Source organism: Porphyromonas canoris, from assembly GCF_000765975.1.
Classification (GTDB): domain Bacteria; phylum Bacteroidota; class Bacteroidia; order Bacteroidales; family Porphyromonadaceae; genus Porphyromonas_A; species Porphyromonas_A canoris.
In genome coordinates, this window is the sequence record NZ_JQZX01000009.1 from 322994 (window position 1) to 339684 (window position 16691).

Annotated in this window: 15 protein-coding genes; 6 read left to right on the plus strand and 9 right to left on the minus strand. The window is 42.2% G+C overall.

Going from position 1 to position 16691, the window contains the following annotated elements; all coding sequences use genetic code 11:
- Nucleotides 1–102 precede the first annotated feature (102 nt).
- From HQ29_RS06230 to HQ29_RS06260, 7 genes are all read right to left on the minus strand, one after another.
- Nucleotides 103–1983: a hypothetical protein gene (locus HQ29_RS06230; protein WP_152566499.1), complete on the minus strand. Its 1881-nt coding sequence runs from the start codon at nucleotides 1981–1983 to the stop codon at nucleotides 103–105.
- Between the two features lie 403 nt (nucleotides 1984–2386).
- Complete coding sequence (locus HQ29_RS06235; protein ID WP_036845060.1) at nucleotides 2387–2962, minus strand: 30S ribosomal protein S16; 576 nt, start codon at nucleotides 2960–2962, stop codon at nucleotides 2387–2389.
- Nucleotides 2963–3065: 103 nt separating this feature from the next.
- Nucleotides 3066–4379 (minus strand): TolC family protein, encoded by a 1314-nt coding sequence (locus HQ29_RS06240; protein ID WP_161781562.1) that lies wholly within the window; start codon nucleotides 4377–4379, stop codon nucleotides 3066–3068.
- 252 nt (nucleotides 4380–4631) lie between these two features.
- Nucleotides 4632–5735 carry an efflux RND transporter periplasmic adaptor subunit gene (locus HQ29_RS06245; RefSeq protein WP_036868334.1) on the minus strand — a complete coding sequence of 368 codons (1104 nt, stop codon included), beginning with the start codon at nucleotides 5733–5735 and terminating at the stop codon, nucleotides 4632–4634.
- A 56-nt stretch (nucleotides 5736–5791) separates the two neighbouring features.
- Nucleotides 5792–7063 (minus strand): ABC transporter permease, encoded by a 1272-nt coding sequence (locus HQ29_RS06250; RefSeq protein ID WP_052089900.1) that lies wholly within the window; start codon nucleotides 7061–7063, stop codon nucleotides 5792–5794.
- A gap of 27 nt (nucleotides 7064–7090) precedes the next feature.
- On the minus strand, nucleotides 7091–8377 hold the full coding sequence (locus HQ29_RS06255; RefSeq protein WP_036868336.1) for an ABC transporter permease: 1287 nt from the start codon (nucleotides 8375–8377) through the stop codon (nucleotides 7091–7093).
- 18 nt (nucleotides 8378–8395) lie between these two features.
- A complete protein-coding gene (locus tag HQ29_RS06260) occupies nucleotides 8396–9055 on the minus strand; it encodes an ABC transporter ATP-binding protein (protein WP_036868338.1) in 660 nt (219 codons plus the stop codon).
- Nucleotides 9056–9280: 225 nt separating this feature from the next.
- Between HQ29_RS06260 and HQ29_RS06265 the strand changes: the two genes are divergently transcribed.
- The 5 genes from HQ29_RS06265 to HQ29_RS06285 all read left to right on the plus strand — a co-directional run bounded on the left by HQ29_RS06265 (nucleotide 9281) and on the right by HQ29_RS06285 (nucleotide 14441).
- Entirely contained in the window at nucleotides 9281–10336 is a 1056-nt protein-coding gene (locus HQ29_RS06265; RefSeq protein ID WP_152565493.1) for a S24 family peptidase, read from the plus strand.
- Nucleotides 10337–10553: 217 nt separating this feature from the next.
- The gene (locus HQ29_RS06270; protein ID WP_036868340.1) at nucleotides 10554–11240 is read left to right on the plus strand and encodes a phosphatidylserine decarboxylase family protein; all 687 of its coding nucleotides are present in this window, start codon (nucleotides 10554–10556) and stop codon (nucleotides 11238–11240) included.
- Between the two features lie 18 nt (nucleotides 11241–11258).
- Entirely contained in the window at nucleotides 11259–11921 is a 663-nt protein-coding gene (pssA, locus tag HQ29_RS06275; RefSeq protein WP_036788966.1) for a CDP-diacylglycerol--serine O-phosphatidyltransferase, read from the plus strand.
- 10 nt (nucleotides 11922–11931) lie between these two features.
- On the plus strand, nucleotides 11932–12213 hold the full coding sequence (locus tag HQ29_RS06280; RefSeq protein ID WP_036845076.1) for a hypothetical protein: 282 nt from the start codon (nucleotides 11932–11934) through the stop codon (nucleotides 12211–12213).
- Nucleotides 12214–12224: 11 nt separating this feature from the next.
- Complete coding sequence (locus HQ29_RS06285) at nucleotides 12225–14441, plus strand: heavy metal translocating P-type ATPase (RefSeq protein WP_052089903.1); 2217 nt, start codon at nucleotides 12225–12227, stop codon at nucleotides 14439–14441.
- A gap of 372 nt (nucleotides 14442–14813) precedes the next feature.
- Here HQ29_RS06285 and HQ29_RS06290 read toward each other — a convergent pair whose 3' ends face one another.
- Nucleotides 14814–15260 carry a nucleoside deaminase gene (locus tag HQ29_RS06290; RefSeq protein ID WP_036868342.1) on the minus strand — a complete coding sequence of 149 codons (447 nt, stop codon included), beginning with the start codon at nucleotides 15258–15260 and terminating at the stop codon, nucleotides 14814–14816.
- 51 nt (nucleotides 15261–15311) lie between these two features.
- On the opposite strand from HQ29_RS06290, the gene HQ29_RS06295 reads away from it, so the two are divergent.
- Nucleotides 15312–15683 (plus strand): YraN family protein, encoded by a 372-nt coding sequence (locus HQ29_RS06295; protein WP_052089905.1) that lies wholly within the window; start codon nucleotides 15312–15314, stop codon nucleotides 15681–15683.
- A gap of 2 nt (nucleotides 15684–15685) precedes the next feature.
- On the opposite strand, the gene HQ29_RS06300 is transcribed toward HQ29_RS06295, so the two are convergent.
- Complete coding sequence (locus HQ29_RS06300) at nucleotides 15686–16690, minus strand: glucosaminidase domain-containing protein (protein ID WP_036868344.1); 1005 nt, start codon at nucleotides 16688–16690, stop codon at nucleotides 15686–15688.
- Nucleotide 16691: the final 1 nt, after the last annotated feature.

Consider the following 16691-nt stretch of genomic DNA (forward strand, 5'->3'; position numbering starts at 1 on the left):
GTATCTGTTTTTGCTCTCAAGTATCTTGCCGGCTCTTTATGTGTTGTGAGTACATTAAGGTCTTAAAGCCTCTTATCTGTTTCCCCTTTACGGCATTATGAACTATATAGAGCAGTCGTAATACAAATAATATTTTTCTCTATTTATACTTAACCTTAGCCCAAAAGTAACCGTTTTGCTCTCCATGAAAAGGTCTCTAAAATCTTTGTTGTTGAAGATCTTTTGGTGTAGTTGTAACAGCAGGTTTGAGTTTGTAAAATGGACTCCATTCTCTGCTTTTATTATAATGTCAACTTCTTTACCGTCCGGATCTTCGACACATATAGCTATTTCAGGTTTTACTAATGAAATCCTTGATAGATACTGATCCGCCTGTTGGGGAGTCATGACGTCGGAATTTTCTTTGTAAAACGTCTCTCTTACCTCTCTCTCCGTGAATAGATTTTTGTCGCCCAATGTCCACTTTATGTCGTTAAGAAGATTGATGAACAGCCTTTTCTCTTCTGTATCGAATATGACATAGTTTTCAAGCTCATCGCATCCCATAACTTTGTTCAGGGAGTTGATAAGCCTTCTTTTTGCTTCCGGTGTATCTTCTATGATACCAAAATGATACATATCACAGCCGGTCTCTAAAGAAAACAGCAAGTAGCCCTTTTTTCTGATAGGACCGGCATAGAGAATAACCCTGTCATACGGATTGACATCTTCATGATCCTGGAAGAATATTTCATCTAAAGTAAACCCCTCTTTGGATTTTTCTTCTACTATATAGGATAATCCGTGTTTTGACAGCAGTGCATCTAACAGATATTCGATACCAATATCATTATCATTGTCGAAAAACATCAAATGATCGTTCTTGAAAAGCTGCCAATCTAAGACTTTTGTTCCTATGATGTTCATCATCATATTGTCAATATCGTAGACGCCGATAGCATTGTAAAACTCTTTTGCAACTTCTCGAACCTTCCTTTCATGACGAATATCTTCTTCATAACGACCTATCAAATCCGCACTAAACGGCACTAATTCAAAACCTAAGCCCGTCTCAATTTTGGAGAGATGTTTTTCTTGGGTAAGTAAAATCATGGTTTCTTCCAAAAGGTTATCTTTGATCAGGAGCCACAGGTAATACCCTTTCTGCTTAAGAATGTCTGAAGCATGGTTTAGCAAGTCAAAATGGTCTGAGCACACCTTTTGAGTGTTAAAAACCATATTTGTTCTTTTCTCCAACCATTCGATAATACCGGCAAACGAATGCTTTCTTAGTGTTATTCCGAGAGATTGTCTCACCAAAAGCGTGTAGAAAAAATCTTGAAAAGAGAGTGCATCATGCGCCAAAGGATATTCTTCTCTTTTTTCTGTGTTCAAAGCAAAATATTGCTTCGCATAGGATATGAACCCCTCTTTATCTTCTGTCGGACAAAAATGAGCCGTGATATTCTCCATAAATGACAGGTAACCGAGCTTTCTCATCTTCAGAAGCATCTGATATTTAAGATGAGTGAATAAAAGATGATATGCTGCTCTCAGCTCCGCCATACCTTTTATTCCCAGCTTTATACCTTTGGTCTTACGGAGGTTATTGGCTACGTCATGTCTGTTGGTGACGGAAACTTTATTCTGTCTTAAGTCAAGCCCTTCTTTCGTCAAAGAGAGAAAATAATTGTCAGGCTTCTTACTGTGATAAAAAGCTAACTGCAGCGGCGTAAGATAAAGGGAAGAGGGGCTCTCTTCTTCATTTTTATACCGCCATCCTGCATAGTTTTCTCCAAAGAGAACCTGTGCTGTATCAAGCGTAGATAGTGAAACTCCGGAAAGTATTCCTTTTAGTTCTAACATCTCAAGCATCTTGGGAATAGAAAAACAGACTATTTCTTCTTCCGTATATATGCCCATTTTATGAAGACGCTTGGTCATTAAGATAATGTTATCGAAAAACTCTTTTGGGAAATCCTTAGGGTTAGCTGATTTTCCCATTATCTTATATTCTGAATAAAAGGCAATTGGAAGGAATTCTCTTTTAGTGGTCCTACTAAATATGTCGAATATTTTCATTGGCATTCAAGGTGATATGTTCTTCTTGAAGAGTATAATCTCCACAAGAATACAAAATTAAAAGTGTCGATCCAAGAAAAAATGATTTGTTTTTCTTCCCGAAAGCACTAAAGGTTTCTGGAAAAAGCACTAAAGGTTTTGAGGAAAAGCACTAAAGGTTTTGAGGAAAAGCACTAAAGGTTTCGGGGAAAGTACCTAATCTTTTTAGAATAAAAAAAGAGGCTGCATCAAACTTGCATTTGATACAGCCTCTTTGTGGCTCTATTTATTTAGAATAGCTTCTATTCTCTAAATAGCTTCGAGTGTTGAGAGATAAACTCTGAGATTAAGCTTCTGCAGGAGCTTCTTCTTCAGCAGCAGCCACTTCTTCTGCTGTGCCTTCTGCTTCAGCTGCGGCTTCTTCAGCAGCAGCTTTTGCTGCTTCTTGTTTAGCCTTTTCTTCTGCAGCCTTCTTCTCTCTTAGAGCTTCGGCTTTAGCCTTGTTTACTTCTTTTTCTGCTTCAAGACGTTGCTTTGCTTCAGCGTTCTTTGCTTCCACAAGCTTTTGTCGCTCTGCTTGGAAGCCTTTTACCTTTGCTTCTTTCCAAGCGTCAAAACGTCTTTGTGCTTCTTCGAGAGTAAACTTCTCTTTCTTAACACCACCAAGGAGGTGCTTCATGAGCAGAACACCTTCTCTTGAGAGGATGTTTCTTGTAGTGTCTGTAGGTTGTGCGCCTACGTTCAGCCAATACAATGCTCTTTCAAAGTTCAAATCCACTGTAGCAGGATTGGTATTTGGGTTGTAAGTACCCAAACGCTCAATGAATTTACCGTCACGCGGTGCTCTGCTATCTGCCACCACGATTCTGTAGAAGGGATAACCCTTGCGACCGTGTCTTTGCAATCTAATCTTAGTTGCCATTAATTTTGAAAATTAAGAATGTGAATAATTGATTTGTACGGCTTCCTCCCGTGAGCTACGCGTAACTCGGAGGAAATCAGGCACAAAGGTACGTTTTTAATTTTTATTCTGCAAGAGAAAGATCTATCACTCCCGTATTGAAGTATTTAAGGGTGATGGTACGCATCAAGCGGTTGTAGATAGCTCGGATATGCGTGGCTTTTGCTTCGGCATATTTATTCTTGACGATCTCCCATTCGTAGCTGCTAATCCTCCCCGCATCAAACTCCAATCCTGCAAGGCGAAGACTCTCTTCGGCATATTCTTCGTTGGATTTGGCTTGCTTGTGCTGTTCGATGGATTTGTTCAGGTCTATTTTTGCCAGAGATATGTTTTGCTCTTCTTCTGCCTGCTTTATTTTCAGGTCGTTCTCCATCTGCCGTTTTTGCAGAGTTGCACGCTTGATACCGCTTCTGATCTGTCCTTTCGAGAATATCGGGATGTTTAGAGACAGTCCTATGTATGTACGTCCGTTGCTTTTCATCTGATCTGCAAACGGGATGTTCACTCCTTTGAGATTCTTATCGAGAGAGAAGTAGTATCCGTTGCTGTATCCGGCATTCATGGAGAGTGAGGGCCAAAGAGCGGCTTTTGCGCGTTTGATGTCATATTCGGCTTTGTCTACTTCTCCTTGTGCTAGAGCGATGGTGGGGGAGACCCAGTTGAAGTTTTTTGTCTCTGCATCGCTCAGGAGAAGACGTCCGAGGATTTCTTCGGCAGAAGTGGTCGCGATGTCGATGTTGGGATCTTTGCCTGCTCCCATATCGAAGAGAAGGTTGGCTTTAGCCCTTTCTGCATCGGCTTTGGTTTCTGCTACGCTCAACTTGTCCGATCCTGCTTGGGTTTGGAGTTCCATCAGCTTGGATTCCGGGAGCTTTCCTGCCTTAACGCGAGCTTCTGTTTCGTTTAGGTTTTTCATTGTCAGTGCAAGGCGTTCTTCCGCAACCTGTACGATCTCTTTGGCAAGAAGCAGGTTGATGTAGCCTTCCACTATTTTTAGGACGACTCTGTCTTCTGCTTCTCGTATGATGAATGGTGTCTGCTCGTGTGCGAGCTTGCTTTTCTTGTAGTGATACCATTTGGCTCCACCTTCAAACAGCGACAGACCGGCTCCTATGGAGAATGACGTGTTACCGGAGCTGACATCTCTGAACACTCCCGATTTATCTTGAGAGCGTCCGAAGGAGAGGGATTCTCCCACAGACCCACCAAGATTAGGAGTAAAAGCCATCTTGGAGTCTTTGAGTTCGATCTCGATGGCATCTATCCTGTTTTGAAGGTTTATCAACATCGGGCTGTGCTGCTTGGCATATTCGATACATTCCGACAGCTTTTTCTCCTGAGCCTCTGCCCGATTCAGGGGTAAAAACAGAGCCAAAATAAGGGAGAAAAATGGCAGGTATAAAGGTCTCTTAAAAAAGCAATAAAGGTTTCTTGAAAAAGCACTAAAGGTTTCTTGAAAAAGCACTAAAGGTTTTTGAAGAAAGCAATAAAGCTTTTTGGAGAAAGCTCTAAAGCTTTTTGAGGAAAGCAATAAAGAGCTCTTGAAAAGGGGGCGAGGTTTTTTGGAAAAAGGAGCGTTGGTCTCTCTGAAAAGGTATGTCGGTTTCATGACTTTTGCTTAAAATCTTTATTTCTTATTGCCTCTTATGATCTCATTTTCGGTCAGACCGGAAAGGACTTCCACTTTGAGTCCGTCCGATATTCCGAGCTGAACTTCTTTCTTTTCAAAGTCTTCTTCTTTGCTACCCCCTTTGGAGACGTAGACAAAGCTTTTGTCGCCTTCGTAGTAAACGCATTTTTCCGGGATGGTCATCACGTTTTCCTTCCTGTCCAAAATGATTTCGGCATTGCTGCTGAAACCGGCACGTATGCCTGTCAGGTCTGTTTTGTCCAGAGCAGCTTTTACTTCAAACATTACAGAGCCGGATGTCTGCACACCTTTGGGAGATACATACTCTACTATCGCAGGGAATGTCTTCTTAGGCATTGCTCCTATTCTGATGGTAACATCGGCGCCCACCTTGATCTTTGCCACATCGCTTTCGTTCACATTACCTATGAAGAGAAGATCTTTGAGGTCTGCAATGCTTACGATGGTGGTACCTTCGTTGAAGTTGTTGGACTGTATGACGCTCTGACCGACCTTTACGGGTTGTTCCAAGATAAGACCCGAAACGGTGGCGCGTACAAGGGTGTTGTTGGAGCTTTTGGTGGATGCACTGGATCCTTTGCTTACCAGTTCGAGAGTCTCTTTGGCAGAGTTGTAGTCGATGGTTGCACGATCAAAAGCAGCTTTGCTCTCTTGGAATCGTTCTGTGGCAAGTACTTTTTGCTCGTAAAGGGACTTGTCTCTCTCGTAAACTTCTCTTACCTGATTCAACTGTATAAGCGCTGTCTCGACTCTGGCTTGTGCATTTTGTACGGTGGCAATATCCGGAACCATCGCTATACGGGCTACAAGTTCGCCGGCTTGCACCATCTCTCCGGGTTGCTTCAAAAGTTCGGCAACGATACCGGTCATCTGAGGCTTGATGAGGACAAGATCTCGCGGCTCGATACTTCCCGTTAGGATAGTGTTCAGCTCCACAGTGTCATTTGTGGTTGGGTTTAAGGTTTCGTAGGCAACGGTCTTGTTTCCGGTTTTGGAGATAATGCTTCCTACAACAGAGATGACTACTAAGGCAATCACAACGCCCAGTATCACTTTTAATACTCTTTTTTTCTTGCTCATGATGGTTTATGTTTTTGTGTTTAATGTATTCGGATTATAATAGTATGTGTGTTGTTTTATTCATCTCTTATTGCGTCTATGGCTTTCACCTCAAGGGCTTTGTAAACCGGAAGAAGACCGGCAAGAATACCGGAGATCAAAACAATAAGTATTGAAATGATCAGAATGTGAAGCGGAGGATAGGGCGAGACGATAAACTCTCTGATACCGTTTATATTTTCTACCACACTTCCGATGCCGAGAGCTACAAGCAGACCAAGGAATAAGCCGGTAAAGCCTGCAAGAGAGATGATAAAAACAGATTCCAAGATAAACTGCTCGAATATATCTCTCGGCTTGGCTCCCAAAGCTCGGCGCACTCCGATCTCTCTCTGTCTTTCTCTTACCGTTACCAAAAGAATGTTGGAAACACTGATGATACCGGTAATAAGAGTTCCCATCCCGATAAGCCAGACTAAGATCTTTATCCCTCCCGTAATCATGCCGAAGAGGCCAAAGATGATTCGCATACCGGCAGAGATAAGCACGTCTTTATCTTCCGGATGGATGTGATACTTTCTTGAGAAATAAGAGAAAAGCTCCTCTTTTACCTCCTCTTCCGAAATATCCTGTTTGGGCGTTCCCAATAAAAGAACATTTGCTTCGGGGTTATCATTTGCCACGAATGGAAGGGGAATATAAGCAGAGTATGCCGAATTAGGGCCGAAAACCTGCATGTTCGCTTCTCCCGTTACTCCGATAACTCTGAAAGACATCCCTGCAACAAAAATGTGTTTGCCTAAAGCTTCTTCCGGAGAGTCAAACAGAGATTTTAGGACATTCATTCCAATGACGCAGACATTCTTTTTATCCATTATGTCTTTATCCGACAGAAGCCTGCCGGCAACCAATGCCGGGCGGTTTTGTTCCAAGTATCCTGTTGAGACACCCATCATATAGCCTCTGCCTTTCTTTTGAGTAGAGTTTATCGTACTCATCCAGCCTCCGTTCTGATTTTCCCAGATCATGGAGCAGACCACGTTGCTTAGTGTCCTGCTCTGTTTCTTGATCTGCAGATAGTCATCATAGGTTGTCTCCAGCCTTCTGTTGTTTTTATATCCCTGATAAGGGCGAGTGGTGGTGGAGAGCATATAAGCTGTAAGGTTGCTCGAAACAGATTCGACCTGTCTGTTTATTCCATTTTCCATCCCTATACCTATGCTTAGCAGGACTGTAAAGATGAACATCCCGAAGAATACTCCCATGGAAGTCATAACACTTCTACGCTTATTGGTGCGTATGGTGTACCATATTTCGGTCTGTCTTTCTTTGTCTAAAAAGTGTATCATAACTGTATATCTTTATATCTCACACCACTATTTCATATCTCTCATTGCTACAATAGCAGGTATTTTGATCGCTTTTCTTGCAGGAGCATACCCAGCTACGATACCGGCAATAATGAGAACAATGAGTGCTCCGAATGCTATTTGAAGATCCACTTGAGGGTCGGAAAATATGTACATTGCCATATCATTATTGTCATTGGGAATGATTTGTTTACCCCAACCATTTCGCTCAAAAAGATCTCCGATCAGGTCTAATAACCCAACTCCTGCAAGGAGCCCGATCATCCCCGAAAAGACAGAGAGTATAATAGACTCTCCCAAGACAAGAGCCAGTATATTATAGGGTTTTGCTCCGAGTGCTTTCCGAATTCCAATCTCTTTGAAGCGTTCCTGTACAGTTACCTGCATAATATTTGATACCCCTACAACCCCTATTGTCAGCGTACCTATACCTATAATCCAAAGCAACATCTGAATGCCGGAAAAGATTTTCTGGATCGTTTTGGCATTTTGAGACGGATTGTCTATAAACATGGCTCCGTAATCGTCAGGGGATGCTTTCACAATCCTACAAATCTGAGATCGAAACTCATCCTCGTAATCTGCCAACTTTTCTGATGATATGTGAGGATGTGGATAAGCCATAAGGGTTGAGAAAGAGAGGACATTGTTCGGATACGTATTGGCATAAGTAGCAAAAGGGATCTTATGAGTTCCTCTGCTGTATGCATCTATGTCTTGTCTTACTCCGATAACCTTAAACATTATACCATTTATAAGAACAGAGCTGTTTAGACACTCTTCTTTATTGGAAAAGATTTTAAGAACATCTTTTTCGGATAAAAGAATCACCTTATGCCCCTCTTTCATTTCTTGAGGTGTGAACGTTCGCCCCATTACTATTGTTTCGGAGTTCTTTTCGTGCTCTGCGACTGAGAGAGTTGTTATTTTCGCATCGCAAACACCATAGGTTGTACTTATTCTTGTAAAGTTTTCTTGCACCGGTTCTATGGCATAGAAAATATTTTTATTCATCTCTCTCAGGAGATCCAATTGTGCCGGTTTGAGAGAAAGCCATCTGCCTGCCTGGTAACCGGCATAAGGTTCTCTTGTGTCCCACAAGTAGACCTTAACATTTGCTTCAAGCTGTCCTAACTCTCCCGCTGTTTTGCGAATTCCATTTTCAACTCCTTTTCCGGACCCCAAAAGAAGAATCAATATGATGATTCCCCAAGCAATAGAGAATGCGGTAAGAGCACTTCTTAGCTTATTGTTCTTAAGGGAGTGAAACAGTTCTTGAAAAAAAGAGATCATATCTTGTATTGTTTAGGATTAGATGATAAGCCCGTCACGTATATATATGGTACGTTGGGTTTCTTCTGCCACGCTTCGTTCGTGCGTTACAATGATCATGGTCATATTTTCGGAAGTATTGATCTCTTTTAGAAGATTGATAACCTCCGTTGTTGTTGTACTATCGAGTGCTCCTGTCGGTTCATCCGCCAAGATAACAGAAGGTTTGGAGATCAAAGCTCTTGCAATAGCAACACGTTGCTTCTGTCCTCCGGACATTTCGTTCGGTTTGTGATGACTCCAGTCCAGCAAGCCCACTTTATCCAAGTATTCGTGTGCTCTTTTCATCCTTTCTTTTCGTCCGATTCCCTGATAAAACAGAGGAAGTGCAACATTTTCCGCAGCAGTCTTAAACGGAATTAGGTTAAAACTCTGAAATACAAATCCTATATCTTTTCCTCGTATGGCAGCAGCCTCTTTTTCGGATAGGTTTTGGATTATTTTCCCATTGAGTCTGTAATATCCCTCATCGTAAGTGTCCAGGATACCGAGTATATTCAGCAATGTACTTTTGCCTGAACCGCTCGCGCCCATTATGGCAACCATCTCTCCTTTTTCCACTTCAAGGCTGACACCTTTAAGTACATGTAGTGGTTGAACTCCCGGATAGGTTTTGTGTAGATCTTTTATCTGTATCATGATGTTTGGTATTTGATGCAAAGGTATAATATCATAATGAATTATGCAATACATAGTACGGATATATTTTTATTACATTAGTAATACTTTGTACTCTTATTAGTTTAGATATTAAGACCTAAAAGAATGTAATAGCTTTGATTGATAATACTTTATAGAATAAATAGCTATATTTGTCTTGCTCAATAGAGCAGAGAAAAAATTTTTAAAATAGTGGAACAAAAAGTGCTTAATTCTATTCCCGAACATATCCTACAACGAAAAGAGCGTATGCGGACCTGCCTTACATACCTTAAAGAAGAGGGCAAGGTTCCCAGCCTCAAGGAGTTGGCAGACAGGCTTTCTCTGCCTCCGGGAAGTGTGCGCTCAGCTTTTCACGACTCTTCTCGCTTTCTTAGTGAAAAGTTTATAGACTCTTTTTTGAGCGTTTTTCCAGGTACATTCTCTAAGGCATGGGTTATGGAAGGAGTGGGAGAGATGCTTTTGGCACAAACGCCACAGCCTTACACCGCAAAATCTTCTAAGGAAGGAGCCACACGTAGTGAGCGTTTTACCTACATTATGAAGCAGGAAGGGGAGAATTATCAAACATTAGCTCAAAAACTTTCAGGTATTTCTCAAACAACGCTTTATCGTATCTCAAAAAGGCAGAGTATCCCACACGAAAAGACCTGCGACAAGCTTCTGGAGGCTTATCCATACTATAGCAGACTATGGCTGCTGCATGGCAGCGGACCTATCTATAACGCTCAGTGGAATGATGCTATCCCTAACATCGACGACTCTAAACGAGAATACCTGAGGAGCAATGCCACTTTCTATGACAATGTACATCAGATGTATGTCCCTTTTGTCCCTATTCACGCCTATGCCGGAAAACTCAATTCGTATGAAGACGAAGTTTTTTTGGAAAGTTTGGAGCATAAACCTGTATTGGCGGATCAGAAGTATTTTGGGCATTATCTCTTATTTGAGGTCAAGGGCGACTCTATGACGGATGGATCTATGAACTCCATCCTCGATAAAGATATTTTACTTTGCCGAAGCATCAAACCGGAATATTGGCTATCGAAGCTGCACACGCATCATTGGCCCTACTTTCTTTTTGTAACTGTTTCAGAGGGATTGGTACTTAAATCTATTAAAGAACAAAACATAGATAAAGGATACTTTGTACTCTCATCTCTCAATCCGATGTTTGAAGACATCAAGATAGAGATGAATGACATCAGAGAGATCTATAACGTGGTACAGCTTGTGTCCCGAAAGTTCAAGCGTTAGGCTCTACTCTTCAAAAGAAGAAAAGTCGTCTATTACGGGATGACTTTTTCTGTAAAAGAAGGTTTTGAAACAAGGTGCAGACCGGAATAAGATAGGATAAAGATATATCTGTTTTTTTCTTAAATATCTCGGCAGCCACGTAATTCTCTCAAAAAATGTATCTTTGTATTTAGTAGGAAAAATCCTGCTGTACCACGATTAAGAGACGTAATATATCATCATGAAGCTTAGACGCAATAAAAAAATAAAACTGCATAGAGAAGGAGTTGGTCTTCTCGCAGGCACATTTGTTCTATTTTTCTTTGTTGTGGCATATTTGTATGCTTTTGTGGAGAATAAGCTGGCATTCTATATTGTTACTCCCATAGCTCTTATTTTATTCCTCTTGGAGGTCAACTTTTTTCGTTCTCCATTGAGAAAATATGGTCAGGATACAGCCAAAAAGATTGTAGCGCCTGCTGATGGTAAAATTGTTGCTGTGGAAGAAGTTTATGAACCTGAAGTATTGAAGTGCAACTGTATTCAGATATCGGTTTTTATGTCTGTATTTAACGTTCATGCCAACTGGTATCCGGTCGATGGTTTTGTCAGATTGGTCCGTCATCATCAAGGTAGATTTATGGCTGCTTATCTCCCTAAGAGCAGTGTTGAGAATGAGCGTTCTACGGTAGTGATAGAGACTGAATGCGGACGGATGATTCTTGCTCGGCAGATTGCAGGGGCGGTAGCCAAGAGAATCATAACCTACGCCAAAGAGGGAGAGGAGTGCTATATAGACGAACACATGGGCTTTATTAAGTTTGGCTCTCGTGTAGATGTTTATATCCCGTTGGATAGTACCGTAAAAGTAGAAATAGGACAAGTCGTCACAGGTAATCAGACTCTTTTGGCAGAGTTGTCTTAATATTCAATTGAAGAACCCATGAAGAAACACATTCCGAATCTGCTTACACTCTGTAATGCTCTATGTGGAGCGATGGCGGTGGCTATGGCTGCTGCAGAACTTTTCCATTGTGCTGTCGGACTCATTGCCATTGCAGCCGTATTGGATTTTCTGGATGGCTTCGCTGCCAGGATGCTAAAGGCCTTTTCTCCTATTGGAAAAGATCTCGACTCTCTTGCCGATCTTCTCTCTTTCGGAATAGCTCCTGCCTTTATGCTATTCATGGTATTACAACCGTATGTAGGGTGGACAGCATTGTCGGTTATGGTACTTGTTGTCGCTTCTGTTTACAGACTGGCAAAGTTCAATAACGATCCTCGCCAGACTTCTACTTTTATTGGACTTCCTACCCCTGCCAATGCGATGTTTTGGATTGGTATGGTTATGTTTTTGAAGAATAACAGCCAGTGGCTTACATTAGGTTATATGCCATATTTGGTCATTGGTATAGCAGTATTGTTCAGCTACCTTTTGGTTTCTGAGATACCGATGCTGTCTCTAAAGAAAAGAAATGTCTGGATTTATGCCTTACTTGTCATATCTGTCGCTCTGATTTCTGTATTTGGTATGCTTGGATTCTCTCTGGCAATATTCTTGTACATTCTTCTTTCGTTGGCACTATGTAAACACATATACGAATAAGACAAAGATTATGGAGATAATATTAGGCATATTCATAGCACTATGCTTGTACTACCTTGTAAGATATATCATAGAAAAGAAATATGGATCTATACAGGGATTTTTTATCAGCCGTCTGGCAAAACGATTTGCAGAGCAAGCCTCCAGATATTCTCAAGCAGGAGAGTCTCAAAAAAGAGGACGAAGGCAGCAGAACACAGAGACACAGAAGCCGAAAGACTCTGTTTCTGTGATTCGAAGTGCCGGTATGGACAAAAAAAATGCTGAGTACGCCGAATATGAAGAATTGTAAAAGATATTGATATGAGTCGGAAACAAAATAAAATTCACAAAGGTCATATAGAAGGGCTACACTGCGCAGGCTGTGTAGCCTTTGCTACAAAAACAGCACAGGAAATAGAGGGAGTAGAGGAGGTAAACATCTCTCTGCTTCATAAAACCATAGAGATTTCCGTTGCCAAACATGAGCAGGCAGATACCGTAAAGAGTGTACTCCACGAGGCAGGTTATAATGTAACATGGGATGGTCAGCCTCAAGAAGAGCTTCTTGAAGATAAAAGTATTCTGATCAGAATGATTACCGCCATTGTTATGGCAGTATTACTTATGGGGATTCATCTGATGCATGGTTTTCACTGGCACCCTCTTCCAAAAGTGGTAGAAGATATAGCAGCTCTTCTCTTTGCATCTGTTTCGTTTGCCTACTGCGCATTGCCATATCATCAACGAGCCTTAAAGATGCTCAAGTTAAAGACGACCAATATGGATACGCTCATAAGTCTGAGCATCTCCGTGGCATACTTCTTTAGCATATATATCATACTCTCTTCTCACTTACGGGGAGAGGCCTCTCATGATACGATGCACTATTTTGATGCCGTGGGTATGATTGTGGCTTTTGTACTCGTTGGAAAAAGATTGGAAGAGAGAGCAAAGCAGCAGACTACCGTGGCTTATGGAGAGCTCATGGGCAGAGTGCCGCAGCATGCTTCTGTAAAAAGGAATGGAGAGTTTGTTTCTGTTCCAATTTCCGAAGTGATGGTAGGAGATATTCTACGTCTTAGACAAGGAGAATATGTGGCTGTCGATGGTGTTGTCATGGAAGGAACTGCCACAGTGGATGAGAGCACCATAACGGGCGAACCCATTCCAAAGCTGAAGGATGCCGGTGATGCTCTGTTTGCAGCAACGGTTTCCACATCCGGATTACTGGAGTATCGGGCAGAAGTAGTAGGGAAAGAGACTCTTTTCGGCAAGATATTGGAGGCGGTTAAAAGGGTTCAAGGCATGCAGGCACCTATTCAACGCATTGCAGATAAGGTCGCTTCTTATTTTGTTCCTGTAATTCTTATTTTGGCTCTACTCACCTTTGTGCTATGGAGTGTATCCTCTATCCCCGGCTCTGTATCCTTAGGACTCTTTTTTGCAGTTTCGATACTTGCCATTGCTTGCCCTTGTGCAATGGGATTGGCAACACCTACGGCGATTACAGTTGCAGTGGGAAGAGCTGCCAAAGAACACTTGCTAATCTCAAACGTGGTCGCATTGGAAAATATGTCCGGAGTTACTGATGTTGTGTTGGATAAGACGGGCACACTGACCTTGGGACGTCCTCAGGTCGTGGCTTCTCTGTGGTGGGGAGAAAAAGAAGCAATAAAGAGAGTGGTGATAGAAGCCGAACGGAGAAGCACTCATCCACTGGCAGAAGCCATTATAGAACGGCTCTCCGTAGGACTCACAGAGAGAAAAGAGGTCTCTCTTACCGGCTTTGAAGAAAAGATCGGCAAGGGACTTGAGTTTGAAGATGTACAAGGAATAAGATACAAGATCGGCAGTGCGGAGTATGCCGATGCTCCTACAAAGAATCCATCGGAGAAGTCCGTCCTTTCGGGTTTTCTGCTTTCGCATCCCAATGCCACCTTTATCTATCTTTCCCGAAACGGCTATCTTACGGCTGTATGGGCTATTGAAGACTGTTTGAAATCTACCGCAACGTCATTTATACAGGATTTGAAGTCCGGTAACATCACGCCTCATCTTCTTTCCGGAGACAGAGAAGAAGCTGTAAAAGCACTTGCGCTTAAGCTGGGGATAGATAAATATAAAGGAGGTTTAACACCGGAGGACAAGGCGGAATATCTTCGAGCCTTAAAAGGAAAAGGTAAAAAGGTGGCGATGATTGGCGATGGTGTCAACGACTCTCCCTCTATGGCTGTTGCGGATATCAGCATAGCCATGGCCACCGGAAGTGATATTGCCAAAGAGGTTTCCGATCTTACGGTCATAGGTACTACTCTTACACCGATATCTACATTCATCAATCTTTCCAAGAGGACGAAGAGAATCATATATGAAAACTTCGCTTGGGCATTTCTCTACAACCTTGTTGCCATTCCGATGGCTGCGGGTGTTTTCTATCCGAAACTCTATATCTCTCCTCTCTGGTCTGCCGGAGCCATGGCTATGAGTTCGATTATTGTCGTTGCCAATAGTCTGCGTTTGAGACGAGTAAAACTTTAGGGTAGAAAGATCTGTCTAATCATAAATAAAAAGGGAGGTAAATTCTTTTTCTGAATTTTACCTCCCTTGATTTTTTCCAACTCTTATCTTTCTTGTCGTAGCCATATCTATTTTATTTGTTGTACACGTTTACTTCTTTGCATGAACCTTTATAGAATCTGAAATCAAGGTGCGAATCCCTCAAATCATGCTTTGATTTTCGGCAATCAAGCTGCGATGGTTGCAAACCGAACCTTGATTTGCAGAATTGTTAAGCTTTATCTCCCTTTTTTAGCGTGATAACAACATTTTATGAATGGGTTAAGATGAGAAAAGAAAGCGGTCTCCGAAAAAGAGAGAACGGATAACAAAAGAGCCATAAGAGCAATGCGCTTACCGACGTTTGGCAAAAAAACTTTTCATCAGAGTGGCGCACTCTTCCTCAAGAACGCCTGTCGTAAGCTCCGTTTTGGGGTGAAGAATTTTATCTGAAACAGTACGAAATCCGAATTTAGCCTCAGGAGCGCCAAAAACCACTCTGCCAAGTCTGCCCCATTTGATGGCTCCGGCACACATGACACAAGGCTCTATGGTAATGTATAGAGTACAATCCGTAAGAAACTTTGCCCCTAAATGCATTTGGGCAGCAGTGATGGCAAGAATCTCTGCATGTGCCGTTACGTCGCATAGCTGCTCCGTTCTGTTGTGTTCGGATGCAATGATCTTTCCGTTGGAGACTATCACTGCTCCAATAGGAACTTCATTCTCTTCGTATGCGACAGTGGCTTCTCGCAGAGCCGCACGCATAAAAAACTCATCGGAAAGTAAGTTGTCTTGCATATTTTATACGTTTTATATTTACATTTGCCTTTCGGAATAAGACTTCGGATAATGGCAAGGCACAATCAATATGGTAGTATCGGAGAGAAGTATGCGGTAGATACTTTGACGGATATGGGACTCAATATCCTCGATACCAATGTTAAGATCGGACGGTATGAGATAGACATCATCGCAATGGAAGGGGATGTGCTTGTCTTTATAGAGGTGAAGTCGAGAAACAGTCTGCCTTCGGCTCTTGGGATTGAAGAGATTATACCTTCCGGCAAGCAGCGCCATATCTTATCTGCAGTGGATCTCTATTTGCATTCTTCTACCATAGAGTATAGAGATGTCAGGATAGACTATTTCTTTGTCTGCGATAATGACATAAAGGCATTAGAGTATCTACACGTTCGTAATGCTCTAATGCCTTTTGTCTGATCTTATCTCAGCTTCAGAATATCTCCTTCTGTCGGCAGGTATTCGTCGTTCAGCTTGTTTAGCTTGTATAAGCTGCTTAGCTTGATGCCATATCTTTGCGAAATGGTATGGATGCTTTCTCCAACGGATACAATATGTTCAAAATGCGGAGGTTGTGCTCTGGAAAGCTTCGGTTGAAGATACACAATGTCTCCGGCAGCAAGTGGATAACCCGCCGGAAAATCGTTGTAAGAGGAGAGCTTTTGTTCGGAGATCTCATACTCTTGAGCAATAAAAGCCAGGTTGTCTCCTCTTTCTGCAATGATGTAGAGAAGATTGCCGTTGAGATAGGGCTGACGTTCTCCTTTTGCATTTCTCGTTTTTTCTTCAACCACAGGTCTGCTTGTCTTCTGTTCCGGAAGATATGGATTGACTCTCTCTATCTCCTTTTGAGGTCTGTTGTATTCGTAATATCTGCTCACATTTCCTTGGTCTACAAGATACAGCCGATAGTCTTCTATAATCTTGATGAGCTTATTGGCATACGCTTTATCCGTGGCATATCCCGCTCTTTGCAGACCTTTAGCCCAGCCTTTATAGTCGCTGACATCGAGCTGGAATAGGGGAGCATACCTTTTTCTTTTTAGAAACTCCGCATGGTCTGCAAAGGACTCTTCCGGAGAGTTGTAGGCTCTGAAACACTCGTTGGGTCTGTCATCCGTATGAAATGTTTTGGCTCCTCTCCAGGAGTTGTGGCATTTGATACCGAAATGATTATTGGCTTTCCTTGCCAATGTAGACTGTCCGGCTCCGCTTTCCAAGAGTCCTTGTGCCAAAGTTATGCTCGCCGGAATGCGGTATTGACGCTGATGCTTGTAGGCTAAAGGCGCATAGCGTTGTATGTAGGCGTCATATTTGGAGTTGATACCTCTTGTCCCTTGCGGTGTTGGTGGGGGAGCAACCTGTCTGGGAGCAGAGCAGGAAGCGAGTAGGAGTACTATAAAGCAAAGAATGTAAGAGTGTTTCATA

Excerpts from the sequence above, each read along its gene's own strand:
- HQ29_RS06290 (WP_036868342.1), bottom strand. The coding sequence starts at position 15,260 with ATGCAAGACAACTTACTTTCCGATGAGTTTTTTATGCGTGCGGCTCTG.
- HQ29_RS06285 (WP_052089903.1), top strand. The coding sequence starts at position 12,225 with ATGAGTCGGAAACAAAATAAAATTCACAAAGGTCATATAGAAGGGCTA.
- HQ29_RS06260 (WP_036868338.1), bottom strand. The coding sequence starts at position 9,055 with ATGATACAGATAAAAGATCTACACAAAACCTATCCGGGAGTTCAACCA.
- HQ29_RS06235 (WP_036845060.1), bottom strand. The coding sequence starts at position 2,962 with ATGGCAACTAAGATTAGATTGCAAAGACACGGTCGCAAGGGTTATCCC.
- HQ29_RS06250 (WP_052089900.1), bottom strand. The coding sequence starts at position 7,063 with ATGATACACTTTTTAGACAAAGAAAGACAGACCGAAATATGGTACACC.
- HQ29_RS06295 (WP_052089905.1), top strand. The coding sequence starts at position 15,312 with ATGGCAAGGCACAATCAATATGGTAGTATCGGAGAGAAGTATGCGGTA.
- HQ29_RS06245 (WP_036868334.1), bottom strand. The coding sequence starts at position 5,735 with ATGAGCAAGAAAAAAAGAGTATTAAAAGTGATACTGGGCGTTGTGATT.
- HQ29_RS06255 (WP_036868336.1), bottom strand. The coding sequence starts at position 8,377 with ATGATCTCTTTTTTTCAAGAACTGTTTCACTCCCTTAAGAACAATAAG.
- pssA (WP_036788966.1), top strand. The coding sequence starts at position 11,259 with ATGAAGAAACACATTCCGAATCTGCTTACACTCTGTAATGCTCTATGT.
- HQ29_RS06280 (WP_036845076.1), top strand. The coding sequence starts at position 11,932 with ATGGAGATAATATTAGGCATATTCATAGCACTATGCTTGTACTACCTT.
- HQ29_RS06300 (WP_036868344.1), bottom strand. The coding sequence starts at position 16,690 with ATGAAACACTCTTACATTCTTTGCTTTATAGTACTCCTACTCGCTTCC.
- HQ29_RS06230 (WP_152566499.1), bottom strand. The coding sequence starts at position 1,983 with ATGGGAAAATCAGCTAACCCTAAGGATTTCCCAAAAGAGTTTTTCGAT.